This is a genomic window from Nitratidesulfovibrio vulgaris str. Hildenborough, from assembly GCF_000195755.1.
Classification (GTDB): Bacteria; Desulfobacterota; Desulfovibrionia; order Desulfovibrionales; family Desulfovibrionaceae; genus Nitratidesulfovibrio; species Nitratidesulfovibrio vulgaris.
Window position 1 is genome coordinate 1995610 of the sequence record NC_002937.3, and the last position, 23452, is coordinate 2019061.

Sequence of the window (23452 nt, forward strand, 5' to 3'; positions counted from 1 at the left end):
GAACCGAAGAACCAACTCTTCCAAGAAGGAGGAAGCCCATGGGCGGCTGCAAAGCCAAGACAGCTCCGGGTGTGCCCGTCACGCCACAGAGCAGCTATACCGGCCCCATCACCATCGACCCTGTGACCCGAATCGAAGGCCACCTTCGCATCGAAGTCGAGGTCGAAAACGGCAAGGTGAAGCGCGCATACAGCAGTTCGACGCTCTTCAGGGGGCTTGAGATCATCCTGAAGGGACGCGACCCGCGCGATGCGCAGCACTTCACTCAGCGCACCTGCGGCGTGTGCACCTACACGCATGCGCTGGCTTCCACGCGCTGCGTCGACAACGCGGTGGGCGTGCATATCCCCAAGAATGCCACATACATCCGCAACCTCGTTCTGGGTGCGCAGTATCTGCACGACCACATCGTGCACTTCTACCACCTGCACGCGCTCGACTTCGTCGACGTGACCAACGCCCTCAAGGCCGACCCGGCCAAGGCTGCGAAGATCGCGTCATCCATATCGCCCCGCAAGACAACGGCGGCCGACCTCAAGGCCGTACAGGACAAGCTCAAGGCGTTCGTGGCCAGCGGGCAACTCGGCCCCTTCACCAACGCCTACTTCCTCGGCGGTCACCCCGCCTACTATCTCGAACCCGAACTCGACCTCATCGCCACGGCCCACTACCTCGAAGCGCTTCGGCTTCAGGTCAAGGCCGCCCGCGCCATGGCCGTCTTCGGTGCCAAGAACCCGCATACCCAGTTCACCGTGGTGGGTGGGGTCACCTGCTACGACGCGCTCACGCCCAAGCGCATCCAGGAATTCACCGACCTCTGGAAAGAGACGAAGGCCTTCGTCGATGAGGTGTACATCCCCGACCTGCTGGCGGTGGCATCGCGCTACAAGGACTGGACACAGTACGGTGGCACCACCAACTTCATCACCTTCGGCGAGTTCCCCAAGGACGAATACGACCTGAACAGCCGTTTCTTCAAGCCCGGCGCGGTGTTCAAGCGCGACTTCCAGAACATCAAGCCGTTCGACCCCATGCAGATTCGCGAACACGTGCGGCACAGCTGGTACGAAGGTGCCGAAGCGCGCCACCCGTGGAAGGGTGCGACAGAACCCAAGTACACCGACCTGCACGGAGAGGACCGCTACTCGTGGATGAAGGCCCCGCGCTACATGGACGACCCCATGGAGACCGGCCCCCTCGCGCAGGTGCTGGTGGCCTATGCGCAGGGCCACAAGCAGGTGAAGGCGGTCACCGACACCGTACTCGGCGCTCTTGGCGTCGGTCCCGAAGCCCTGTTCTCCACACTGGGACGCACGGCGGCGCGCGGCATCGAGACCGCGGTCATCGCCGCCCAGATGGAACAGTGGCTGAACGAGTACAAGGACAACATCGCCAGCGGCGACAACAAGATCGTCGAGCCATGGGAGATGCCCAAGCAGGCTGAGGGTGTCGGCTTCGTCACCGCACCACGCGGCGGCCTCTCGCACTGGATACGCATCGAGGACGGACGCATCGGCAACTTCCAGCTTGTCGTTCCCTCGACGTGGACGCTTGGCCCCCGCTGTGCGAACAACAAGCCCAGCCCCGTCGAAGAGGCACTGGTGGGAACCCCGGTCGCGGACGCGAAGCGCCCCGTCGAGATTCTGCGCACCGTCCACTCCTTCGACCCGTGCATAGCCTGTGGCGTACACGTCATCGACTCACAGACCAACGAAGTACACAAGTTCCGCATCCTGTAGCGGACAGCGCAAGACAACGGGGCTGGCCTTGGGCCAGCCCCTCGCTCTTCCAACGGGTCATTGCCAACGCCCGACGCTATGAAGACAGCAGACGAGATACTGCCCGGCATCGCCAATGCCAGACGACGCACGCAGGCATGATGACATGCAGCTATTACGCCCATGGCGATGCGGCGACCTGCCCGAACGGATACGACGTTCTTGGCAGACTGCCGCTGTGAAGACGAACCGCACGTCTAGAACCCGGTATGGGACGGCATGAGACCTCGATCCCCGTTTCCGCGCTGGCAACGGGTTGCATCCCGACCGACCGTATCCACGATTCCGGCCTTGCGCCGGGTCCCTACACACCCTATAGTCTCGAGCACATGAGCGAAAACACCTCCATCCTCGTCCTTGGCGTGGGCAACATCCTCTACACTGACGAAGGCATAGGCGTTCGCGCCGTCGAAAGACTCAGCGCCGGCTACACCTTCACGCCGAACGTCCGACTCATGGACGGCGGGACGTTGGGGATGCGTCTCATGGACGCCATCATGGACTGCGACAGGCTCATCGTCGTGGATGCCGTCCTCGGCGGCGACGAACCGGGGGCCGTCTACCGGCTCACCGGCGAAGACCTGCGCAAGAGCCTGGGCTTCAACGACTCCATGCACCAGACCGACCTCGTAGACACGCTCATATTCTGCGAGCTTGCGGGCCACAGGCCCGATGCGGTGGTCATCGGCATGGAACCGCAGGACTACCAGACGCTCTGCCCCGAAGTCTCTGCCCGTTCCGCAGAGAGGATGCCGTTGCTGTGCGACGCCGTCCTCAAGGAGATTCGGGACGCTGGCGGCGACTGGACGACCGTTCCTTCAGACTAACGGAGAAACACATGTGCCTCGCCATCCCCGCTGAGATTGTGGAAATGATGGACAACGACATGGTTCGCGCCCGTGTCGGCAAGAGCGAGACCTTCCTCACGGTTTCAGCCATGCTCCTGCCTGAACCCGCGGCCCTTGGCGATTACATCATCGTCCATGCCGGATTCGCCCTGCGCAAGCTCGACAAGGCCGACGCCGAAGAGACGTTGCGTCTGCTGCGTGAAGTGGCCGAAGCAGCTGAAGGCGCCCCCGCGGCCTTCTGACATCGCGTCATTGCGACATGCATCGCACCTGCCTCCTGCTTGCCCTCGGTGACAGCCTCACCGAGGGTTACGGTCTGCCGCCGGGCCGCGCCATGCCTGACGTGCTGCAGGAGATGCTCCGCGACGCCGGTCTGCCCGTGACATGCCTCAACCTTGGCCTCTCGGGCGACACTTCGGCAGGCGGACTGCGCCGTCTTCGGGCATGGCTGGCACGCAATGCCGAGAAGTTTCAGGCACACGCGACGGGAACAGCACCCATCGTCGCCATCGTGGAATTGGGGGCCAACGACAGTTTCATCGGCATCGAACCGGATGAGGTCGCCGCGAATCTCGACGCCATCCTCTCTCTGCTTGCCGGTCACGGCATTCCCGCGCTGCTCATGGGATGGCAGGCGACCATGGCGGACACCCCCGACTACGCCGATGACTTCGAAGACCTGTACGCCGACCTTGCGGCGAAGCATGGCACGCCTCTCTATGCTGACACGCTTGCCGGTATCTGGGGTGAAGACAGGATGACCCTGCATGACGGGCTGCATCCCTCTATCGAGGGGGTACGCCACATGGCTACGTCGATACTGCCCCTTGTCCGCACGCTTGTCGAAACCGCCCTCGCTGGCGAAGACCACGCCACGCCGCCATGCCCCCCACGACACTGAGGGTCTTCGTCTATGGCACACTGAAGCGCGGGGGCAGACACCATGCAGCCCATTGTGCCGATGCCCTTCGCGTCCGAACAGGATGCACTCGGGGCAGACTCGTCGACCTTCCGGCAGGATATCCCACGTTGCACGTCCCGGGGTCGTCCGTGCTTGCCATCGGCACCTCCGACCTCGCCGCCGACGCATGGCGGGGAATGCACTGCACCCTTCCGGGAACACCTACGTCTGAAGATTTCATCGCCCCGGCCCTGCCATGCGCCCTTGTCAGGGGAGAAGTCATCGACTTCGCCGACGCACCGGCGGCGCTGCACCGGCTGGACAAGCTCGAAGAGTTCGCCCCCGGCGGCATCAGTCTCTACCTGCGCGTATTACTGCCCGTACTCGTGGACGACGTGCTGCTGCCATGCTGGACATACGTCTCACCTATTGCGTCGGCCATGATGCCCCCTGATTGCTGCCACCACTGAAGCACCATGACATCTGAAGACACCGCGCCACCACGCGCGTCTTGACTTCCATCCGCTCTTGAACCAATTACATCCCTTTGCATCCGTGGTGCCGTTGCGCCCGGTCACTTTTGATCGCGACATCACCACCTGCGTGACCCGCCAACGCGGAGCGCATTTTTTCGATATGTCCACAGGGCACGGCCAGCGAAGCCATGACCTGCCCATACCGCCTCACCGGAGGGCCTTCGACCATGAGCGATTACAAGAAGACGCTGCAACTGCCCGAAACCAAGTTCCCCATGAAGGCGAACCTGACCCAGCGCGAGCCGGAAATGCTGCGCAAATGGGAAAAGGACGACGCCTACGGAGCCATGGTCCGGGCATCGGGACAGCAGGGCACCTATGTGCTCCACGACGGTCCTCCCTACGCCAACGGCAACATCCACATGGGCCATGCGCTCAACAAGATCCTGAAGGACATCATCGTCAAGTCGCGCAACCTTCAGGGCTTCAAGGCCGAATACGTCCCCGGCTGGGACTGTCACGGCCTGCCCATCGAACTCAAGGTCGAACACGAACTGGGCGAGAAGAAGCGCACCATGCCCGCCCATGCCGTACGCAAGCGCTGCCGCCAGTACGCCGAAAAGTATCTCGACATCCAGCGCAAGGAATTCAAGCGCCTCGGCGTCTTCGGCGCATGGGACAAGCCATACGTCACCATGCACCCTTCCTATGAAGCGGCCACGGCACGCGAGCTTGGCAACTTCGCAGCCAAGGGCGGACTCGTCCGCAGCAAGAAGCCCATCTACTGGTGCTGTTCCTGCCAGACCGCCCTCGCCGAAGCCGAGGTCGAGTATCACGACCACACATCGCCCTCGGTGCACGTGCGCTTCCCGCTGCGTGACCCGCGCGTGGCCGAAGTGCTGCCCGGCGTCGACCCTGCCCACGCCTACATCGTCATCTGGACGACGACGCCGTGGACCCTGCCTGACAACATGGCTGTGGCCGTCCATCCCGATTTCGACTACGTGGTCGTCCGCCATGGAGGCGACTTCCACATCGTCGCCGAAGGACTGCTTGAAGCCTGCCTCAAGGCGTTCAAGTGGGACGAACACGAGGTGGTCGCCCGCATCGGCGGTCGCGCACTCGAAGGACTCAAGGCGACCCACCCCTTCTACGACCGCCCCTCGCCCATCGTACTTGCCGACTACGTGACCCTCGAATCCGGTACCGGCTGCGTTCACACGGCCCCCGGGCACGGTCGCGAAGACTATGAGACGGGCCTGCGCTACGGCCTCGACATCTATTCTCCTCTCACCGATGAAGGGCGCTACCTCGACTGCGTGGAATTCTTCGCGGGCATGACCATCTTCGAGGCCAACCCCAAGGTCATCGAGAAGCTGCGCGAAGTGGGCAACCTGCTGGCCGAAGGCCGCATCACCCACTCCTACCCGCACTGCTGGCGCTGCAAGAAGCCCGTCATCTTCAGGGCCACCACCCAGTGGTTCATCGCCATGGAACGCAACGACCTGCGCCAGAAGGCACTCGACGCCATCCGCGACGACGTGCGCTGGATTCCCTCATGGGGGCAGGAACGCATCCATAACATGATCGAATTCCGCCCCGACTGGTGCATCTCGCGTCAGCGCATGTGGGGTGTGCCCATCGTTGCCCTTCTCTGCGAAGATTGCGGCGAGGCGTGGAACGACGCCGACTGGATGCGCGACATCGCAGAGCGCTTCGCCAAGCACGCCACAGGGTGCGACTACTGGTACGAGACGGACCTCTCCGACATCGTTCCCGCCGGTCTGCGCTGCCCAAAGTGTGGCGGCGACCACTGGAAGAAGGAGACGGACATCCTCGACGTATGGTTCGACTCGGGCACCAGCTTCGCCGCCGTGGTCGAGCAGCGCGAAGAGTGCGGCTTCCCGGCCGACCTCTACCTTGAAGGCTCCGACCAGCATCGCGGCTGGTTCCACAGCTCGCTGCTCGCCTCCATCGGCACCCGTGGCGTTCCGCCCTACCGTTCTGTCCTGACCCATGGCTACGTGGTGGACGGCGACGGTCGCAAGATGTCCAAATCGGTCGGCAACGTGGTCGCACCGCAGGAGATCATCGACAAGCACGGCGCCGAAGTGCTGCGCCTGTGGGTGGCATCCGTCGACTACCGCGAAGACATCCGCATCTCCGAGGAGATCCTCAACCGGCTCGTGGACGCCTACCGCCGCATCCGTAACACCTGCCGTTACCTGCTCGGCAACATCAGCGACCTCACGCCCGAGACCATGGTCCCCTTCGAAGCGATGGACCCGCTCGACCGCTTCGCCCTCGACCTCGCCTCAAGGGCCCACGAGCGCATTCAGGACGCCTACACGGAATACGAGTTCCACAAGGTTTTCCACACGCTGCACAACCTCTGCGTGACGGACCTCAGCGCCTTCTATCTCGACATCCTCAAGGACCGTCTCTACTCCTCCGCTGCCGACAGCCACGCGCGGCGCTCGGCCCAGACGGCCCTGTACCGCATCCTCATGCTGATGGTCCGCGACATGGCACCGGTGTTGAGCTTCACCGCAGAAGAGGTGTTCGGCTACGTGCCTGCCGCCCTGCGCCCTGATGTCATCAGCGTCTTCGCGCTGCCCGCAACCGATGCCCCGGCCTTCACCCTCGATACGACCTCCCGTGCTGCGTGGGAAAAACTGCTGGCCGTACGTTCCGAAACGACCAAGGCCATCGAACCGCTACGCAAGTCGGGCGAGGTGGGACATTCTCTCGACACCCATGTGACCCTCTTCGCCGACCCGTCGCTCAAGGCGACGCTGGAAGGCCTCGGTAGCGACCTGCGCGCCATGTTCATCGTGTCGCGCCTCGAAGTCATGGACCTCGCCGATGCCCCTGCCGATGCGTGGACATCCGAGGAACTGCCCGAACTCAAGGTCACCGTCCGCAAGGCCGAAGGCGAGAAGTGCGAACGGTGCTGGATCATCAGTGCCGACCTCGGCACCGATGCCGCGCACCCCACACTGTGCCCCCGCTGTACCGCAGTGCTCACAGGCACCGGGGCCTAACCCGGAGCAAGCAACGACGCCGCCCCTTCACAGCGAAGGGGCGGCATACACCGCAGGAATGGTATGCTGTCCCTCAAATACCGTATAGTTCTCGGGCTTGCAGCCGTGGTCATGCTCATCGATCAAGGCACGAAGTGGCTCGTCGAGGCGACCATCCCCTTCCACGGCACCGTGCCCGTCATCCACGGAGTCTTCGACCTCGTGAACATACGCAACCGGGGCGCGGCCTTCGGTTTTCTCAACCGTTCCGACATCGAGTGGCAGTTCTGGCTTTTTCTGGTTGCGACCGTTCTTGCCGTATGGGCCATTCTGTCGCTCACGCGCGCCTCGAAGAACGAGCCGGTGCTCTACACCGCCTTCGGCCTCATCATGGGCGGCGCACTTGGCAACCTCGTCGACCGCATCCGCTATCGCGCCGTGGTCGACTTTCTTGATTTCTACTGGGGCGAATGGCACTGGCCAGCCTTTAACGTGGCGGATATCGCCATCTGCATCGGGGCCTTTCTCGCCTTTGTCGCCATGTACAGGCAGCCCTCCCCGGAGCGGGGAAACAAGGAGTAACGATGGATCCCGTCTATCTGCCCCTTCTGGCACTCCCCATCTTGCCCAACCTGTGGTGCATCTGGCATGCATACAGGAGCGAGTTCGACAATCCCGCCACCAAAGTGCTGTGGATGGCCGCCGGGGTCTTCCTTCCCGTCATCGGCGGTCTCATGTATCTCATCTTCGGAATGCGCCGCGCCCGCAAGAACGTGGCCTGACCTTTCAACCTCCATCAACACAGGCAGTCACGCCATGAAGAAGCATCTCGCCACCGGAATCATCCTGCCCGTCTGCGCCGTCACCGCCCTGACCGCCTGCGTTCGGCAAGGCGACTTCGACGCGCTTCAGTCCCGCGTGCTCCGTCAGGAACAGCAGCAGCAACAGCTGAACATGCAGCTTTCCGGAGTACAGCCGGCACAGGCAGATACGTGGTCGCAGGTACAGTCCATGCGGCAGGAACTCGCCACCATGCGAGGTCAGATCGACGACATGCGCTACAAGCTCGACTCGTTCGGCAAGAGCGGTGACGTAGCAGCCATGCGCGACCAGCTGTCGAAGCATGATGCGGCATTGCGCCAGATAGCCTCACAGTTCGATGTGGAGCTCAAGCTCGACCAGCCGCAGGCGGACGCCGCCGGTGCGCTCGCCCCGAGTACCGAACCCGGTCATGACGGCGCCTCGCGCTTCGTGGTCGCTGCCGAAACGAAGACGAGCGGCCCGGTCACCGTACCGCCCACGCAGAGCGGCACCCTCGCCGTCTCCAACGGCACGCCCGCCCAGCAGCCTGCTGCCGCGAAACCTGCCGCCCCTGCTGCGGATACGGCGACGGCGCTCTATGACACCGGCATCAGCTCCTTCAACAGCCGCAACTACAAGGACGCCCTGAAGTCGTTCAAGGATTTCACAGACACCTTCCCGAACCACAAGCTCACATCCAACGCGTGGTTCTGGCAGGGTGAGACGAACTTCCAGATGAACAACTTCCCTGCCGCCGCCCTCGCCTACGAGCAGGTCATCTCCAAGTTCCCCAAGAGCAGCAAGCTTCCGTCCGCACTTCTCAAGCAGGGCATCTGCTTCTACAAGACGGGCAAGAAGGATGCCGGCAAAATCCGGCTCGAAGAACTCATCAAGAAGCATCCCGATTCGCCCGAAGCGAAGCGCGCACAGCAGTACATCAAGGATAACAAGTAACACAGGGCGCAGCCCGGGTCATGCCATGAGCGCACAGCCACAAAAGCCGTACAGGAAGAACGTACACCTCACGTTCCCGCCCGAGATCTCGGGCAACCCTCTTGTCTGCAACCTTACGCGGCTCTTCGATCTGACCTTCAACATCCTGAAGGCCCAGATCACTCCTCGCAAGGAAGGCTATCTCACCCTTGAACTCATGGGAGACGAAGCCAACTGCACCAAGGCGATGGAGTATCTGCGCGAGCACGACGTCGTTGTCACGCCCGTGGCCCAGCGCATCTCACGCGATGAGGAAGGCTGTATGCACTGCGGCATGTGCACCGCCATCTGCCCCACCAGCGCACTGCGCATGAACCTCGAGAACCGTACGGTCACCTTCGAACTTGACCGGTGCACCGCATGTGGCCTTTGCACCAGGGTCTGTCCTGTCGCAGCCATGCACGTGGAACTCGAGAACGGACACTACTAGTCTGCCTCGAACGGATGAGAAATGGAAAGGGAGCCTCGTGCTCCCTTTTTCACGAGCAGGAATCTTCCGGGCAAGGCTCCCGGGTGAAGGGGCGATAGCCCCGTTTTCGCACCCGGTGGCACTTCTGAGCCTGACAGCGGTGGCACGCCACAACCCCGCCCACAAGTCAGCGATTGCCCCTTACAGGCCCGCCTGAGGCCCGCAACGCCCCACGCAGCCCCTCGCGCCCTCCAGCAACGGTCTCGCGCCCCGCAGCACCAGCAGCAAAACAGCAAGTTCCACATCCCTCCACGCGTCCATGCACGCCAATTCCGGTCACCCCAGAACAGCTGTCTTCCACCATAACACCATCTCGCATCCCCCGATTGCGCCGCCACGCCCGCCGATGCCCACCGCCCATATTGCGCCCCGCGGTCTTCTGCGTTGACAGGTGGTTGCCCTTCACGCTATGTGCTCGTGAAATTAATGACAAGGAGGCTTCAGGTGAACATACTCATCTTCGGACCCAACGGCAGCGGTAAGGGCACGCAGGGCGCGCTCGTGAAGAAGAAGTACGACCTCGCCCACATCGAGTCCGGCGCCATCTTCCGCGAACACATCGGCGGCGGCACCGAACTCGGCAAGCAGGCCAAGGCCTTCATCGAACGTGGCGACCTGGTGCCTGACGACATCACCATCCCCATGGTGCTCGAGACCCTGAAGAGCAAGGGTGCCAACGGCTGGCTGCTCGACGGTTTCCCGCGCAACATGGTTCAGGCCCAGAAGCTGTGGGACGCCCTTCAGGCCGAAGGCATGAAGCTCGACTACGTCATCGAGATCCTCCTTCCCCGTGAAGTCGCCAAGAACCGCATCATGGGTCGTCGTCTCTGCAAGAACGACAACAACCACCCCAACAACATCTTCATCGACGCCATCAAGCCCAATGGCGACGTGTGCCGCGTGTGTGGCGGCGAGCTTTCCGCCCGTTCTGACGACCAGGACGAAGGCGCCATCGGCAAGCGCCACGACATCTACTACAACACCGTCGACGGCACCCTCGCTGCCGCCTACTTCTACAAGGACCTGGCTGCCAAGGGCATGACCAAGTACATCGAACTCGACGGCGAAGGCGCCATCGATGCCATCAAGGACAAGCTCCTCGCACAGCTTTCCTAGTCTTTCGTTCTTCTGACGACACGAGGCCCCACTGTCACCAGACGTGGGGCCTTTCTCATGTCCCGCAACGTCTCGCACAGGGTGAGTGGCCGTTGGGACCTTCGCTGGGTGTCTCCGGGATTCTGCATGAGACCAGGCGACATGCCACGGATGGACGCAGCAGATGCAACGTTGCTTCACGCAGCACAGGCACAGCGCGAGTCACGTTACGACACGTCCAGTTATGCCGGTATCGCGCGGGAACGAGCGACCTGCCTTTTTCCGTGCTCACTGACAGGCTGCCTGAAGACCTGAACTCTGGAATCGACCTGCACAAGCATGGCCGTTTCTGTCTGCGCGTTGCCACAAGTGACAACGGATGGGTACTAACCAGCCGTACTGCCATCTCCGTCGGATGTGGCGGGTGGTGAGACGCGTCATCCATGGTGCCCAAAGACGAGGACCCCGCCATGCGGGGTCCTCGTTGACACTGACAGTTATCGGGAAGGACACGCCAGCGAGAGGTGCAGGGTGTGTGCACCTACACGGCGTGCTCGATGATGGCACGGCAGAATGCAGGCAGGTCTCCCGGCTTGCGGCTGGAAATCTGGTTACGGTCGACCACGACTTCGCTGTTCTCCCATAATGCTCCGGCATTGATGAGGTCGTCCTTGATGCCGGGGGTCGACGTGCAACGGTAGCCGCGCATGATGCCTGCCGAGATGGGAATCCACCCCGCGTGGCATATGTGGGCGACAATCTTGCCCGCATGATGCATCTGCCGGGTGAGTTCAAGCACCTTGGGGTCACGGCGCAGCTTGTCAGGGGCAAAGCCGCCGGGAATCACGAGCAGGTCGAAATCCGCAGCATTCATGTCAGCGATGGCGGCATCAGCCACACACGGGTAGCTGTGCTTTCCGGCGTAACTACGCCCCTTTTCAGGCCCGGCGACCACCACAGTGGCACCTTCCTCTTCAAGGCGCAGCCGGGGATACCAGAGTTCAAGGTCTTCATAGATGTCGTCAACAAACATGAGCACACGCTTACCTGCGAGACGCTGCATGATTCCCTCTCCCGGCCGAAGGCCGATCTCGCCCCGTTCAGCGGGGCAACCCACAAAAAAGCGGGGCGGCAAAGCCGCCCCGCGTGCCTGCATCAGATGATGCGCTTTCGTATCTGCGTCACAAGAATCTCGGCAGCGATGACCACCGCGAATATGCACAGCAGAATCAGCGCGACACGATCCCAATGGAACAGGTTGAGCGATTCGTCAAGCGCCATGCCTATGCCACCAGCCCCGACAAGGCCGATGACCGAGGATTCACGGACGTTGATGTCCCACCTGAAGAGCGAGATACCCCAGAATGCGGGCGAGACCTGCGGCCAGTAGCCCTTGAGGAACACACTCAACCATGGGGCCCCGGCTGCACGCAAGGCCTCTACAGGGCCCTGACTCGCCTCCTCCAGTGCCTCACCGAACAACTTGCCGACGAAGCCGATGGAACGCACGGCGATGGTTATCGTACCCGCAAGCGTTCCGGGACCGAAAATAGCCACGAACAGCAGCGCCCACACCAGCGAGTTGACCGTACGCGTGGAGACGAGGATGAACGTGGCGACGAGGTTGAGCAAAGGCACCCGGCACACGTTACGGGCAGCCATGATACCCACTGGCACAGCCATCAGCAGCGTGAGCAGCGTCCCCAGTGTGGCGATGTTCAGCGTTTCGATGAGAACCGCATGGACGCCTTCGGGGTAGTAGCCGTAGTTGATGGGCCACATACGCCGGAACAGGTCGGCCATTTGCGTGGGAGCATCCATGAGGAACTCGGGGATGATCTCCACCGTCCGGAACGACCACGCAAGGGCGATGGCGCATCCCAGAAAAATGGTGAACCGTGCAAACCGCTCTGCCGGGGTGAAGCGAATCCATTCACGTTTGACCGCATCACTCATCGGAAGACCCCCTTAACGCGCTGGGCAAGCAACTCTGAAACCATGATGAGCGCGATGATCGAGATGAGGATGGCACAAACGAAACCGTAGTCGAAACGCTGGAAGGCGGCTGCCAGCGTACCGCCGATGCCACCGGCACCGACGATGCCGATCATCGTCGAGTTACGAAGGTTGGCGTCGGTCTGGTAGGTGGCGAACCCGATGAAGCGGTTGAGCACCTGCGGCAGCACCGAATAGACCAGCACAGACATGAACGGAGCACCGGCGGCGCGCATCGCCTCGACCGGCTTGAGCGAAATCTCTTCGATAGCTTCCGCGAACAGCTTGGCGACGAAGCCGATGGAAGCGAAGATGAGTGTGAGAATGCCGGCAAGAGGCCCGAACCCGACAGCCTTCACGAAGAGAATGGCGAAGATGACCGGATGGAACGAGCGGCACACGGCGATGAACGCACGGCTGGGCCATGTGAGCCAGTCGGGCATGAGGTTGCGCGCGGCGCACAGGCCGACGGGCAACGAGATGGCCACACCGAAGGCCGATGAAATGATGGCTATCTGCACCGTCTCGATGAGGTTGTCTATCAGCAATGCCCACCGCTTGAACACCGGTGGGAACATGCTGCCGAGGAACTTCGCCCCGTTGTCGAGACCGATGATGATACGATCGAACGAGATGTCGAGGGCGTTGACGGCATAGACGCAGTAGAGGGCCACCAGCAGGTAGCCTGCCCGCGCCCACCAGTTCACCTCGAAGGGTGAGGGTCGTTTGATGGCCGAGGCACTCATTGCAGCCATTCCTCTCCACCGTAAATCTGCTTCAGGTGGTCGTCCTGCAAGGCCGACGGAACGTCGTCGAACAGCACTTCACCCTTGCACATGCCGATGACACGGTCGGAGAAACGTCGTCCGAGCGTAACGTCATGGATGTTGACCAGAACGGGGATGTCGCGCTTTTCGGCCACGGCACGCAACAGTTCCATGATTTCGACAGAGGTCTTCGGGTCAAGCGACGAGGTGGGCTCGTCGGCGAGAAGGATATGAGGCTCCTGCATGACCGCACGGGCGATGCCCACGCGCTGGCGCTGTCCCCCGGAGAGTTCGTCGGCACGGGCACGGGCGAAGTCTGCAAGCCCCACCATGTCGAGCAGGTCGAAGGCCCTGTCGATATCCTCTTGCGGGAACTTGCGCAGCCATGCGCGCCACGGCGAGATGTAGCCGAGGCGTCCACACAGGACGTTCTCCATGACAGAGAGGCGCTCAACGAGGTTGTATTCCTGAAAGACCATGCCGATACGACGACGGGCCTCGCGCAGGGCCGTCCCCTTCAGGGCACATACATCCTCCCCGCTGACGAGGATGCGTCCGGCCGTAGGCTCGATGAGTCTGTTGATGCAGCGCAGCAACGTACTCTTGCCGGTACCCGAAGGGCCGATGATGGCGGTGGTGCTCTGCCCGCTCACGGTAAAGCTGATATCCTTGAGCACGGCCTTGCCGCGAACATACTCTTTTCTGAGGTGCTCCACCACGAGCGACTTGTCGCCGTGGGCACCTGCTTTCTTGGGATCGGATGCGTGGGACACGGTTAGTCTTCCGGTTCGTTTGGAACGTTAGACAAAAAACGGGTGCCGGAACGACTCCGGCACCCGCAACGGTCTGCTACTGCTTCTTCTTGGCAGCGGCTTCGGCTTCCTTCTTCGCAACGGCTTCGAGGCCAGCCTGGTTGAAGGTCTCGCCATTGGCTTCGGCGATATCGCGTATGATGGCCCAGTCCTTCTGATAGGTGACGGTAAAGAAGCGGTCGGCACCACCGAAGGTCTTCTGCATTTCCGGCGTGAAGCGGTACTCGGCGAAGGCTTCCTTGATCTTCTGGACAAGTTCGGGCTTCAGGTCGTGGGCATAGCCGAACGACGAAGTGGGGAACACGTCGCTCTGCCAGATGACGCGGAAGTCGTCCTTGTTGATACGACCGGCTTCGGCCATACGCTTGAACACGTCGCCAGCAACCGGGGCGGCGTCGTAGTCGCCGTAGCCGACGCCGAGAATGGACTGGTCATGCTTGCCCGAGTAGACCACGGTGTAGTCCTTGTCGGGGGTAAGACCAAGCTTGGGGAAGATGGCGCGGGGGGCGAGGTTGCCGGAGTTGGAAGAAGCGGAGGTATGCGCCACGCGCTTGCCCTTAAGGTCTTCCAGCTTCTGGTAGGGGCTGTCCTTGCGCACGATGAGCAGCAGACGGTAGCCCTGGAACTCGTCGGCGTTGCCCTTCACGGCGATGGGCACATAGCCCGCGAGGTTGACGGCGTAGCAGGTGGGGCCGGTAGAGAAGCCTGCGATGTGCAGACGACCCGAGCGCATGGCCTCCACCTCGGCAGCGTTGGACTGCACGGTGTAGTAGATGACCTTCTTACCGGTCTTCTTTTCGAGAAATGCCTGAAAATCGGCGAAAGCGTCCTTGTAGACCGCCGGGTCCTCGACGGGGGTGTAGGTAAACACCAGCGTGCTGGGGTCCTTCTGCTTCGCGGCATCCTTGGGCGTGTCGGCCACAAGGTCCTTGTTCTCGTCGCAGTAGTTCGAGTCGAGCGCACCGCGGTTGGTGCAGTCGTCAGCGAAGGCAACGGACGCGGTGAACATGGTTGCGGCCATGCAGAGCGCAGCCAGCCATTTCTTGGACATGTGTTCCTCCTCGGAAAGTTTGCGTCGGTACGGTGAACACTCCCTGAAGGCCACGCCGTCACAGGACGGCGTAACCTCAAATCCGCTCGACATTAGTAAAAACCAAAGAAGTGCAAAAGCACTATTTTGCGCATCAATCACTATACATTTTTGACAAACAAAGCGCAGGCAGGGCAAGGCTGGCCTGCTTTCCCGGGAGAGGCCCCCTCGCAACGACCAAGCACGCGCATCAAACCACAAAAACGCTTAAAAATCAAACCACTATGACATGCATAGCCTTTTTACAAAATGATTAGATTCACTATGGAGCATGTCGAAGACGTCGCACGTCCTCCCACCAGCCGCACCCCGGTGCCGCCGCTGCCCCCGGACAGGAAGGCGTGATCCCCCCTGCCATACGGACTCGCCCCCGCCGCCGCATCCCCTATGCCGGGTACCACCAGCCGGTCGTAAGGCAGACCACAGCCAGTTGGTCGCGCAGGGCCACAGGTGCCGCCTTTCACATCGCGCCATGTCAGACACGCAGAGCACATCGGACGACCTTGGAGCATACGCAAAGGGCCGGTCTTGGACCGGCCCTTTGCGTATGAAACCGAAAGACTCTAGCCTGCGGAAAACTGCGCGACGAAGGCATCGACAGCCACGGCAGAAGACCCGACAGCAAGACCGACACCGCACTTCTGGCGCATCCAGTCCTGATGGGCCAACAACGTTCCCACACAACGCACGTCTTCATGAAGCACGCGCCCTTCCTCATCCACCGGACGGAACGAGGAATCGGTCACCACCCCGGCGCGACTCACCGGATGCCCTGCGGGGTCGAAGAGGTCAAGGCTATGCCACTGCGACCGACCGGCGGGCTGGTGCACAGGCAGGTCGAGCACGGTCTCGCGTATCCGGTCGCGCTCAGCGAACAGCCCATGCCCGAGGAAACGCCCCGTGGCGAGTATCATGCCCCGCGCACGGACGACACGTTCGACGCTCCCCTGCCCGATGGAGACCTGGAGCGCCCCGTCCTGCCGGTGGACATCAAGCACCTTGCGCTGGAGCATGAGGTCCACACCCTCTGTCCCGATATGCCCCTCGAACACGTTCTTGAGGCGCAGCCCCGGTACCGATGCGGGCAGCGTGGGAATCTCGAAGACCGGTACGCCAAGCATGGCTTCCATCTCGGCCAGAACCGTCCCGGGATGGAAGATACCGAGGATGGCGGGCAAGCCGACGCACGCGCAATCACCAAGATGTGGGCGGATGACTTCGGCAAGTTGCTCGCGTGTCACCCGCAACTCGAGAGCCTGCCCCATGATGCCTGTCAGAAGCGGGCGCATGGGGGTGCCGGGAAACTCGACCCGCACCGTACGCAGACCGGGCCATGCCCCGCCCACGGTATCGGCAATCTGGCGTGCGCTGTATTCGCGCAGGCCCTCGAAGTCGACCAGCAGGCACGGCTTCTTCTCCGCAAGGGCCTCGACGCCCGCCCACATGGTCGACGGCACGGCCCACGAGGTCTTGACGGTGCCCATGGGCGACAGCACACGGACGTTGGAGTCCCCGCCATTACGGTACGGCAGCCCGTGGGCCTCCAGCCAGCCGGTGAATTCGGCCAGGGCATCCTTCATCCGAGACGGGGCGATGACACCATAGGGATGCTTCGGTTCATCGGCCGCAAGACGCGCCATCCCCTCCCAGGGGGATGCGAGGCGGCGCCCCTCGGCCATGGGGTGCACCCCAAGGACATCGAACAGGCCACTGGCGAAGACGATCTCGCCGGTGCTCCCGGCCTGCACCACGGAAAGCCCGCGTCTGGCGGCGAAAAGCGCGGCAGCCATGCCCGCCATGCCCGTTCCGGCGACGACAAGGTCGCAATCATATGTTCTGTCGCTCATGTCGTCCCCTACTCCAGTTCCATACCCACAAGCCCGAAATACAGGGCTTCCTTGAGCTCGGCCTGATTGAACTGTGCCCCCCACAGGATGGGCCGCTGCCCCTTCCAGCGGGCACCGAGGAATTCGCGCAGGCCATCCAGCCCCTCGCGCCCTTCGATGATGCGCCTGTCATGCATGTGCGCCGTGATGCGCGCCCCGCAGAATGCTCCCTGACACGACCCCTTGCCCACGCGACTACGCAACCCGATGGCGAGCAGCCGGGGAGGTTCGGCCTCATCCTTGAACGTGGCGATGATGCTGTCCACGCCCGACTTCGGTACGATCTCGCATTCGCACAGCAGATAGTCGTCACGATCATGGTTCCGCCACCAGTTCTGCTTCTGCAGCACACCTGGTTCCGCCCACTCCGCTTCGTCGGAAGGAGAGATGGGGCGTACGGCGGTGAGGCACGGGGCCGAAACGCCCAGACGTTCGCAGACGAGGTCTGCGGCGCGCTCGGCCATGAGACGGTAGGTCGTGAGCTTGCCGCCCGCGATGGTCACGAGGTTGTGTACGCCGTCCTCCTCGTGGTCGAGCAGCACGAAGCCGCGGCTTGCGGCGCGGTCGCTGCCCGAAGGCTTGCCGGAACGCACCAGAGGGCGCACCCCGGCGTAGGCACGGATGAAACGGGCATCGGCGAGGGAGGGCACCATACCCATGCCCTCGTTGATGTTCACATCGACTTCAGCCACCGTGGGCCGTACGTCGTCGGGGCTTTCGACGCGCAAGGACGTGGTGCCGAGCACCGACACCGTACCGCCGGGAACGAGAATGTCGCCGTCACCCGGTGTGCGCAACCGGTTGATGACCCGGTGGGCCATGCGCGTCTGCGTCACCAGAAGCGTACCCTTGGCGTAGACGATATCCACGTGGCATCCGGCCATGGCGGTGATGCCGCCCGACCACGCCCCGGCGGCGACCACATATTCATCGGCCACGATGCGGTATTCACGGCCGGAACGCATGTCCTCCACGCGCGCCGCGACGATACGACCGCGTTCCATGTCGAAACCGAGCACACGGGTGTAGCGCAGGTAACGTCCGCCGTGGCGTCCGGCGTCGGCCACGTTCTCCAGAGACAGCTTGAACGGGTCGACGGAGGCGTCTTCGACCTCATAGACCGCGAAGGTGCTCTCGGCGATTGCCGGTTCGTTGCGGCGGGCCTCATGGGCGTCGACCTCGCGGCACGGTACGCCTGCCTTGGCGCAGTAACCGGGGAAATCGGACGCGTAGGCAGGGTCGTCGCCTTCCACTGCCACGAAGTAGCCGCCGGTCTCCTCGATGCACTGCGGGGCTATGCGCTTGAGGATGTCGCCCTCGGCCTTGCACTCCGCAGCGGCGTGCGGGTCGGTGAAGACGTAGCGACCACCGCTGTGCAGAAGCCCGTGGTTGCCCCCGGAGGCTCCTGCGTTCACGTCACGCTGGTCGATGAGGATGCAATCGACCCCGCGCAGGGCGAGGTCGCGCGCCACGCCCGTGCCCGTGGCCCCGGCGCCGATGATGAGAACCTGAGTCTGCAAGACGAACCTCCGATTACAGCGGTGTTCGAGCACCGCTACAGCGACCCGAGGTCGTCCAGCACGAGGGTGGGCTGGCGTTCGAGGTCGGCTAGCTGCTCACGGCGCGTCTCGCCGCTGAGCACGAGTATGAAATCCATGCCGGCATTCTCGGCCAGCACCTTGTCAGTATAGACCCTGTCACCCACCATGACCATCTCTTCAGGGGTGAAGTGCTTGAGGAGAGGTTTCAGGAGAATGGTGTTGGGCTTGCCGAAGACGAGGTCGGGGGTGCGCCCGGTGGCCGTCTCGTACAAGGCCATGAAGCTGCCCGCATCCGGCAGCGGCCCGCGGGGCGAGGGGCACACCTTGTCGGCATGCGTGGCAAGAAAGAGCACCTCGGGGCGCTGCAACAGAAGGCACGACGTCTCGAGCTTGCGGTAGGTGAGTTCGGTGTCGTAGCCGAGCACCACCGCCTGACAGTCGTCACCATCGGTGAAGACAAGTTCGGGCATCCGTTCACGCAGGAAGGCGGTGAAGTTGGCGTTCCCCACGGGGTAGATGCGGGTGATGCCCTCGTCGCGCAGGTGGTCGACCAGCGGCAGAAGCGGCGAGAGCATCCGGTCAAGGCCGATATCGATGCCGAGACGCGCCAGCTTGGCCGTGTAGTCGGCGAGATTCTTCGATGTGTTGTTGGTGAGGAAGAATATCTCGCGCTTGCCGAGATTGCGGCGGATGAAATCCACCGTACCGGGAATGGGGTCATCGCCGAGATACACCGTACCGTCGAGGTCGAATATGAAACAGGTCTTGCCGTCGAGTTGCATGACGTCTCCGCTGTCGTTGAAGTGGTGCCCATGTCGACGGGCTTGGTCTTTAGTGGACGAGAGGCCTGCTGTCCAGCGGCAGGCAAGTCGGCACGAAGCCTCGCGTGCAGCCGCCACGACGCAGGGACGGGCGGCCAGATTATGCGAGAAGGCATCGGGGCCGGCCTTCAGCGCCCGCCGTGCCATACGGGAAAAGGGTTCTCCCACGACTTGCGCCCGTGGCTTGCGTGCCTTATAGCAGGGGCCGCATATCATCGGAGGTTCATGCCTTTGTCCCAGACTCCCGCCAGAATCCGCTACCTCGACGGCATCCGCTTCAAGCGTGTCGTCCAGGCGGCAGCCACGCGTCTCATCGAACGACACGACCATCTCAATGCCATCAACGTCTTTCCCGTACCCGACGGCGACACCGGAAGCAATATGGCAGGAACGATGCGCAGCATCGTATCCTCCACGGGTGACGCCATCGAACAGTCCATCGGGCGCATGAGCAAGGTCGTAGCCGAATCGGCACTCATGGGTGCGCGCGGCAATTCCGGGGTCATCCTCGCGCAATTCCTGTGCGGGTTCTCCGAAGGGGTGAAGGGCCTCAGCCGCATCTCTCCGCAGGACTTCGCCAAAGCGGCTTCACTGGCGGCGACGCGGGCGCGCGAATCCATCGCCAATCCCAAAGAGGGCACCATCCTCTCGGTCATCCACGACTGGGCTGCGCACCTTCATGACAACCGGCACAGCTACGACGATTTCCACCAGTTGCTGCGCGACTCCATAGAAAGGGCGCGTACGTCGCTGGCAGAGACCCGCGAGAAGCTTGCTTCGCTGCGCGCCGCCGACGTGGTCGACGCGGGCGGACAGGGTTTCGTCTATCTTCTTGAAGGCATCCTCGAATTCACGGAACGCGGCACCATCACAGCGCGCAAGGAAGGAGACGACGCCGAAGATACGGAAGCCGGACTCGCCCAGGAGAGGGTCTCCGTGGAGGAACTCACTTACGGTTACTGCACCGAATGCCTGCTGTCGGGCGACGACATCGACCGCGAGACCCTGAGGGTACGCCTCGAACCCATGGGGGACAGCCTCGTGGTGGCAGGCACGGCGTCCCTTGTCCGCGTCCACATCCACACCGACGAACCGGATACCGTCTTCGGCATCGCCGCCGAATACGGGGAGGTGCGCCACCGCAAGGTCGAGGACATGCTACGCCAGCACCGCGACCTGCTGGGACTCACCACACAGCCGGTGGGCATCGTCACTGACTCCACCTGCGACCTGCCCCGCGACCTTCTCGATGAATACGGTATCGCCACCGTGCCGCTGCGCCTCTTCCTCGATGACGAGGAGTACGCCGACAAGGTCGACATCACCGCCGAGGAATTCAACCGCCGACTGCCCACGTCGCGGTCGGCGCGCACCTCGCAGCCCGCCCCTGCCGACTTCGCCACCGCATACCGGGGACAGTTGGCGCGACACCGCGACATCGTCTCGTTGCACGTCATGGCCATGTACAGCGGCACATGCCAGTCGGCCACGGCCGTGGGACGTACCTTCGACGGGCATGTCCATGTGCTCGACACGCGCACCCTGTCATGCGGTCTGGGTCTCGTCGTCCTTGAAGCCGCCAGGCGCGCCCGTGAGGGCATGGCTGCCGACGAGATACTCCGCCTCGCCCAGCAGGATGCCGACAACCTGCGTGTCTTCGTCTCCATGGACACGCTCGACTTCGCCGTGCGCGGCGGGCGCATGAGTCGCGGCACCGGCATGGTGGCGAAGCTTCTGAACATCAAGCCCGTGGTCGAGTTTGCCGTGCGCAACGAGGGCAAGGTCGACGTGGTGGCCAAAGCCATCGGCGTTCGCCGGTCCGAAGCGCGCCTGATAGACCTGCTGCGCCGTGATGCGGAGGGTATGACCAACCTGCGCTTCGCCATCGCGCATGTCGGTGCCCCGCAGACCGCCCTTCGCTACGCCGAGGTGCTCAAGACCACCTTCGGTGTCGCCCCCGACTATATCATGCCCGCGTCGGCGGTGCTGGGCACACACAGCGGCCCCGGCGCATGTGCCGTCGCCATGCTCGGCGACCGGCCCTCGACAGAGGACGCGAACACCACCACGGGCGGTGCCACAGACATCACCCCAGACGCCACCGAGAGCCCGAGCGCACAACATTCTGCGACCGCATGATGCGAAACATGCTGTGAAGGCTTGCCAGCAGAACCGACTGCCGTTACTTTGATGCTGTGGTGCGACACTGCATCAAGGGAGGCTTCATGGCCTACATCTATTCGGACATATCCACGTTCAGCGGGCGAGCCATGCTGACCGAGCTCATCGGCAGGGAACTCAGTTCCGGCGGTGGGCTCACGGTCGCAGACGAGATCATCAGCCTCTACCTGCTCTCATTGCGTGTGGCAGAACAGTACCCCAACAGGGTACAGACTGTAGTGCGTCCGAGGGCGGTGCCTGAAATCCTGCGAGGGCTATTCACCAACCTGCCCGTCTGATGTCCTCCGGATGCACCGTGTTCGCGTGGAGCCTGAATGTTACGAGCCATCGTCAGGGCCGGATCGTATCCGGCCCTTTTCTTTGGCCCGTTGCCTGCCAGCACGACGGCTCTTGTTTGTGCAACCGCGCAGCATAGCGCACTCTTTTGGGCTTGCCGTCCGCGACGCTTGGGTTTAATGGTGGCGCAATGCGTACTCCCCCTCCGTGCCGTGTCACGAGGGGCTCCCCTTGCGGCAAGGCCGCACAATCTTCAGCGATGCCGGAAACACACATGGCCAAAATCAGCAAAGGGCAGACCCTCGTCTGCGTGTACCCGGACTGGTGCAAGGGCTGCGGTCTCTGCGTGGCCTTCTGCCCGGGCAAGGTTCTCGAACTCAACCCCCTTGGCAAGGCGGAGGTGGCGCACCCCGAAGAATGCATCAACTGCGGCTTCTGCGAATTGCACTGTCCCGATTTCGCCATAGCCATCAAGCCCAAGGCCAGCGGACAGTCCTGCCCTTCACATGGCAAGGCCGAACCCAACCCCAACTCCGACGAGTACTGATATGGCCCTGCAACTGAAACGACGCAAAAGACGCGAGTTGTTCGCCCTCGGAAACGAGGCTGTGGCCGAAGGCGCCCTGCTGGCCGGGTGTACGTTCTATGCCGGGTATCCCATCACCCCCTCCACTGAAATCATGGAAGTGATGGCCGCCCGCCTGCCCCGCATGGAAGATGGCGTGTTCATCCAGATGGAGGACGAAATCGCCAGTATGGGTGCCGCCATCGGAGCCTCTCTTGCTGGCCGCAAGGCCATGACGGCCACATCCGGGCCGGGCTTCTCGCTCATGCAGGAGCACATCGGCTATGCGTGCATGGTCGAGGCACCGCTGGTCATCGTCAACGTCATGCGCGGCGGCCCCAGCACGGGCCTGCCCACCTGCCCTGCACAGGGCGACGTGCAGATGGCACGGTGGGGTACGCACGGCGACCACCCCATCATCGTCCTTTCGGCATCCAACGTGCAGGAATGCCTTGAGATGACGGTGACGGCCTTCAACTACGCAGAGAAGTACCGCACCCCTGTCATCCTGCTCATCGACGAGGTCACGGCGCACACCCGCGAGAAGATCATCGTCCCCCATGCCGAAGAACTCGAGATCATTTCCCGGGTCGAGCCTACAGTGCCCCCGGAGTGGTTCAAGCCCTACGCCGATACGGTGCGTGGCGTGCCCGCCATGCCCGCCATCGGTTCCGGCTACAGGATGCATGTCACCGGACTGACCCACGACGTGATGGGCTATCCCACGCAGCGCCCCGATGAAGTGAAGGACATGATGCTGCGCCTCTTCCGCAAGATCGACCAGTTCTACGGCGACATACAGCTCACCGACAGCTTTGCCCTCGAAGATGCCGAAGTGGCCGTCATCGCCTACGGCAGCGTGGCCCGTTCTGCCCATCTCGCCGTCGAACAGGCGCGGGAACGCGGCGCGAAAGCCGGTCTCCTCACACTGAAGACGCTCTTCCCCTTCCCGCGCCCCGCCGTCGAGACGCTGGCCCGCCGGTGCTCCATCCTCGTCGTGCCGGAGATGAACATGGGGCAGATGTCGCGTGAAGTGAAACGCGTCAACAACGGTCATGCGCGCGTCCGCACCATCAACAGGGTCGACGGACAGATCATCACGCCTTCCGAAATCCTCAAAATGCTCCTGTAGGT

Annotated in this window: 23 protein-coding genes; 15 read left to right on the forward strand and 8 right to left on the reverse strand. The window is 62.7% G+C overall.

Going from position 1 to position 23452, the window contains the following annotated elements:
* Positions 1-38: 38 nt before the first annotated feature.
* The 11 genes from DVU_RS09110 (at position 39) to DVU_RS09160 (ending at position 10405) form a co-directional block, all read left to right on the forward strand.
* Positions 39-1739: a nickel-dependent hydrogenase large subunit gene (locus DVU_RS09110; protein WP_010939208.1), complete on the forward strand. Its 1701-nt coding sequence runs from the start codon at positions 39-41 to the stop codon at positions 1737-1739.
* 368 nt (positions 1740-2107) lie between these two features.
* Positions 2108-2605 carry a HyaD/HybD family hydrogenase maturation endopeptidase gene (locus DVU_RS09115; protein WP_010939209.1) on the forward strand — a complete coding sequence of 166 codons (498 nt, stop codon included), beginning with the start codon at positions 2108-2110 and terminating at the stop codon, positions 2603-2605.
* Positions 2606-2616: 11 nt separating this feature from the next.
* Positions 2617-2868, forward strand: a complete 252-nt coding sequence (locus tag DVU_RS09120) for a HypC/HybG/HupF family hydrogenase formation chaperone (RefSeq protein WP_010939210.1) — start codon at positions 2617-2619, stop codon at positions 2866-2868.
* Between the two features lie 17 nt (positions 2869-2885).
* Positions 2886-3527, forward strand: a complete 642-nt coding sequence (locus tag DVU_RS09125; protein WP_010939211.1) for an arylesterase — start codon at positions 2886-2888, stop codon at positions 3525-3527.
* Positions 3509-3997, forward strand: coding sequence for a gamma-glutamylcyclotransferase family protein (locus tag DVU_RS09130; RefSeq protein WP_010939212.1), 489 nt, complete (start codon positions 3509-3511; stop codon positions 3995-3997). The genes DVU_RS09125 and DVU_RS09130 overlap by 19 nt, the downstream gene beginning before the upstream one ends.
* Before the next feature lie 233 nt (positions 3998-4230).
* On the forward strand, positions 4231-7047 hold the full coding sequence (gene ileS, locus DVU_RS09135; protein WP_010939213.1) for an isoleucine--tRNA ligase: 2817 nt from the start codon (positions 4231-4233) through the stop codon (positions 7045-7047).
* 63 nt (positions 7048-7110) lie between these two features.
* Positions 7111-7608 (forward strand): signal peptidase II, encoded by a 498-nt coding sequence (lspA, locus tag DVU_RS09140; RefSeq protein WP_010939214.1) that lies wholly within the window; start codon positions 7111-7113, stop codon positions 7606-7608.
* Positions 7609-7610: 2 nt separating this feature from the next.
* Positions 7611-7808 carry a PLD nuclease N-terminal domain-containing protein gene (locus DVU_RS09145; RefSeq protein ID WP_010939215.1) on the forward strand — a complete coding sequence of 66 codons (198 nt, stop codon included), beginning with the start codon at positions 7611-7613 and terminating at the stop codon, positions 7806-7808.
* A 34-nt stretch (positions 7809-7842) separates the two neighbouring features.
* Entirely contained in the window at positions 7843-8781 is a 939-nt protein-coding gene (gene ybgF / locus DVU_RS09150) for a tol-pal system protein YbgF (protein ID WP_010939216.1), read from the forward strand.
* A 25-nt stretch (positions 8782-8806) separates the two neighbouring features.
* Positions 8807-9250, forward strand: coding sequence for an NIL domain-containing protein (locus tag DVU_RS09155; RefSeq protein ID WP_010939217.1), 444 nt, complete (start codon positions 8807-8809; stop codon positions 9248-9250).
* Between the two features lie 483 nt (positions 9251-9733).
* Positions 9734-10405, forward strand: a complete 672-nt coding sequence (locus DVU_RS09160; protein WP_010939218.1) for an adenylate kinase — start codon at positions 9734-9736, stop codon at positions 10403-10405.
* A gap of 520 nt (positions 10406-10925) precedes the next feature.
* Here the strand turns inward: DVU_RS09160 and DVU_RS09165 are convergent.
* The 8 genes from DVU_RS09165 to DVU_RS09200 all read right to left on the reverse strand — a co-directional run bounded on the left by DVU_RS09165 (position 10926) and on the right by DVU_RS09200 (position 19257).
* Complete coding sequence (locus DVU_RS09165; protein ID WP_010939219.1) at positions 10926-11447, reverse strand: type 1 glutamine amidotransferase domain-containing protein; 522 nt, start codon at positions 11445-11447, stop codon at positions 10926-10928.
* Positions 11448-11539: 92 nt separating this feature from the next.
* Positions 11540-12340 carry a phosphonate ABC transporter, permease protein PhnE gene (gene phnE / locus DVU_RS09170; RefSeq protein WP_010939220.1) on the reverse strand — a complete coding sequence of 267 codons (801 nt, stop codon included), beginning with the start codon at positions 12338-12340 and terminating at the stop codon, positions 11540-11542.
* Positions 12337-13134 carry a phosphonate ABC transporter, permease protein PhnE gene (gene phnE / locus DVU_RS09175; RefSeq protein ID WP_010939221.1) on the reverse strand — a complete coding sequence of 266 codons (798 nt, stop codon included), beginning with the start codon at positions 13132-13134 and terminating at the stop codon, positions 12337-12339. The genes phnE (DVU_RS09170) and phnE (DVU_RS09175) overlap by 4 nt, the downstream gene beginning before the upstream one ends.
* Positions 13122-13919, reverse strand: a complete 798-nt coding sequence (phnC, locus tag DVU_RS09180) for a phosphonate ABC transporter ATP-binding protein (protein WP_010939222.1) — start codon at positions 13917-13919, stop codon at positions 13122-13124. The genes phnE (DVU_RS09175) and phnC overlap by 13 nt, the downstream gene beginning before the upstream one ends.
* Before the next feature lie 76 nt (positions 13920-13995).
* Positions 13996-15009, reverse strand: coding sequence for a phosphate/phosphite/phosphonate ABC transporter substrate-binding protein (phnD, locus tag DVU_RS09185; protein WP_010939223.1), 1014 nt, complete (start codon positions 15007-15009; stop codon positions 13996-13998).
* Positions 15010-15611: 602 nt separating this feature from the next.
* A complete protein-coding gene (gene glpB / locus DVU_RS09190) occupies positions 15612-16895 on the reverse strand; it encodes a glycerol-3-phosphate dehydrogenase subunit GlpB (protein ID WP_010939225.1) in 1284 nt (427 codons plus the stop codon).
* Between the two features lie 8 nt (positions 16896-16903).
* Complete coding sequence (gene glpA / locus DVU_RS09195) at positions 16904-18454, reverse strand: anaerobic glycerol-3-phosphate dehydrogenase subunit GlpA (RefSeq protein WP_010939226.1); 1551 nt, start codon at positions 18452-18454, stop codon at positions 16904-16906.
* Positions 18455-18489: 35 nt separating this feature from the next.
* Complete coding sequence (locus DVU_RS09200; RefSeq protein ID WP_010939227.1) at positions 18490-19257, reverse strand: HAD-IIA family hydrolase; 768 nt, start codon at positions 19255-19257, stop codon at positions 18490-18492.
* A 264-nt stretch (positions 19258-19521) separates the two neighbouring features.
* Between DVU_RS09200 and DVU_RS09205 the strand changes: the two genes are divergently transcribed.
* The 4 genes from DVU_RS09205 to DVU_RS09220 all read left to right on the forward strand — a co-directional run bounded on the left by DVU_RS09205 (position 19522) and on the right by DVU_RS09220 (position 23450).
* On the forward strand, positions 19522-21435 hold the full coding sequence (locus DVU_RS09205) for a DAK2 domain-containing protein (protein ID WP_010939228.1): 1914 nt from the start codon (positions 19522-19524) through the stop codon (positions 21433-21435).
* 86 nt (positions 21436-21521) lie between these two features.
* Positions 21522-21755: a hypothetical protein gene (locus DVU_RS09210; protein ID WP_010939229.1), complete on the forward strand. Its 234-nt coding sequence runs from the start codon at positions 21522-21524 to the stop codon at positions 21753-21755.
* Between the two features lie 272 nt (positions 21756-22027).
* A complete protein-coding gene (locus DVU_RS09215; protein ID WP_010939230.1) occupies positions 22028-22300 on the forward strand; it encodes a 4Fe-4S dicluster domain-containing protein in 273 nt (90 codons plus the stop codon).
* Between the two features lies 1 nt (position 22301).
* The gene (locus DVU_RS09220; protein ID WP_010939231.1) at positions 22302-23450 is read left to right on the forward strand and encodes a 2-oxoacid:acceptor oxidoreductase subunit alpha; all 1149 of its coding nucleotides are present in this window, start codon (positions 22302-22304) and stop codon (positions 23448-23450) included.
* Positions 23451-23452 lie beyond the last annotated feature (2 nt).

Bases quoted from the DNA above. Each gene is read 5' to 3' on its own strand.
- DVU_RS09145 (WP_010939215.1), top strand. From the start codon at position 7,611: ATGGATCCCGTCTATCTGCCCCTTCTGGCACTCCCCATCTTGCCCAAC.
- DVU_RS09165 (WP_010939219.1), bottom strand. From the start codon at position 11,447: ATGCAGCGTCTCGCAGGTAAGCGTGTGCTCATGTTTGTTGACGACATC.
- DVU_RS09215 (WP_010939230.1), top strand. From the start codon at position 22,028: ATGGCCAAAATCAGCAAAGGGCAGACCCTCGTCTGCGTGTACCCGGAC.
- DVU_RS09220 (WP_010939231.1), top strand. From the start codon at position 22,302: ATGGCCCTGCAACTGAAACGACGCAAAAGACGCGAGTTGTTCGCCCTC.
- DVU_RS09125 (WP_010939211.1), top strand. From the start codon at position 2,886: ATGCATCGCACCTGCCTCCTGCTTGCCCTCGGTGACAGCCTCACCGAG.
- DVU_RS09210 (WP_010939229.1), top strand. From the start codon at position 21,522: ATGGCCTACATCTATTCGGACATATCCACGTTCAGCGGGCGAGCCATG.
- DVU_RS09120 (WP_010939210.1), top strand. From the start codon at position 2,617: ATGTGCCTCGCCATCCCCGCTGAGATTGTGGAAATGATGGACAACGAC.
- ybgF (WP_010939216.1), top strand. From the start codon at position 7,843: ATGAAGAAGCATCTCGCCACCGGAATCATCCTGCCCGTCTGCGCCGTC.
- phnD (WP_010939223.1), bottom strand. From the start codon at position 15,009: ATGTCCAAGAAATGGCTGGCTGCGCTCTGCATGGCCGCAACCATGTTC.
- DVU_RS09110 (WP_010939208.1), top strand. From the start codon at position 39: ATGGGCGGCTGCAAAGCCAAGACAGCTCCGGGTGTGCCCGTCACGCCA.
- DVU_RS09200 (WP_010939227.1), bottom strand. From the start codon at position 19,257: ATGCAACTCGACGGCAAGACCTGTTTCATATTCGACCTCGACGGTACG.
- phnE (WP_010939220.1), bottom strand. From the start codon at position 12,340: ATGAGTGATGCGGTCAAACGTGAATGGATTCGCTTCACCCCGGCAGAG.
- ileS (WP_010939213.1), top strand. From the start codon at position 4,231: ATGAGCGATTACAAGAAGACGCTGCAACTGCCCGAAACCAAGTTCCCC.
- DVU_RS09155 (WP_010939217.1), top strand. From the start codon at position 8,807: ATGAGCGCACAGCCACAAAAGCCGTACAGGAAGAACGTACACCTCACG.
- lspA (WP_010939214.1), top strand. From the start codon at position 7,111: ATGCTGTCCCTCAAATACCGTATAGTTCTCGGGCTTGCAGCCGTGGTC.
- DVU_RS09130 (WP_010939212.1), top strand. From the start codon at position 3,509: ATGCCCCCCACGACACTGAGGGTCTTCGTCTATGGCACACTGAAGCGC.
- glpB (WP_010939225.1), bottom strand. From the start codon at position 16,895: ATGAGCGACAGAACATATGATTGCGACCTTGTCGTCGCCGGAACGGGC.
- DVU_RS09115 (WP_010939209.1), top strand. From the start codon at position 2,108: ATGAGCGAAAACACCTCCATCCTCGTCCTTGGCGTGGGCAACATCCTC.
- DVU_RS09205 (WP_010939228.1), top strand. From the start codon at position 19,522: ATGCCTTTGTCCCAGACTCCCGCCAGAATCCGCTACCTCGACGGCATC.
- phnE (WP_010939221.1), bottom strand. From the start codon at position 13,134: ATGGCTGCAATGAGTGCCTCGGCCATCAAACGACCCTCACCCTTCGAG.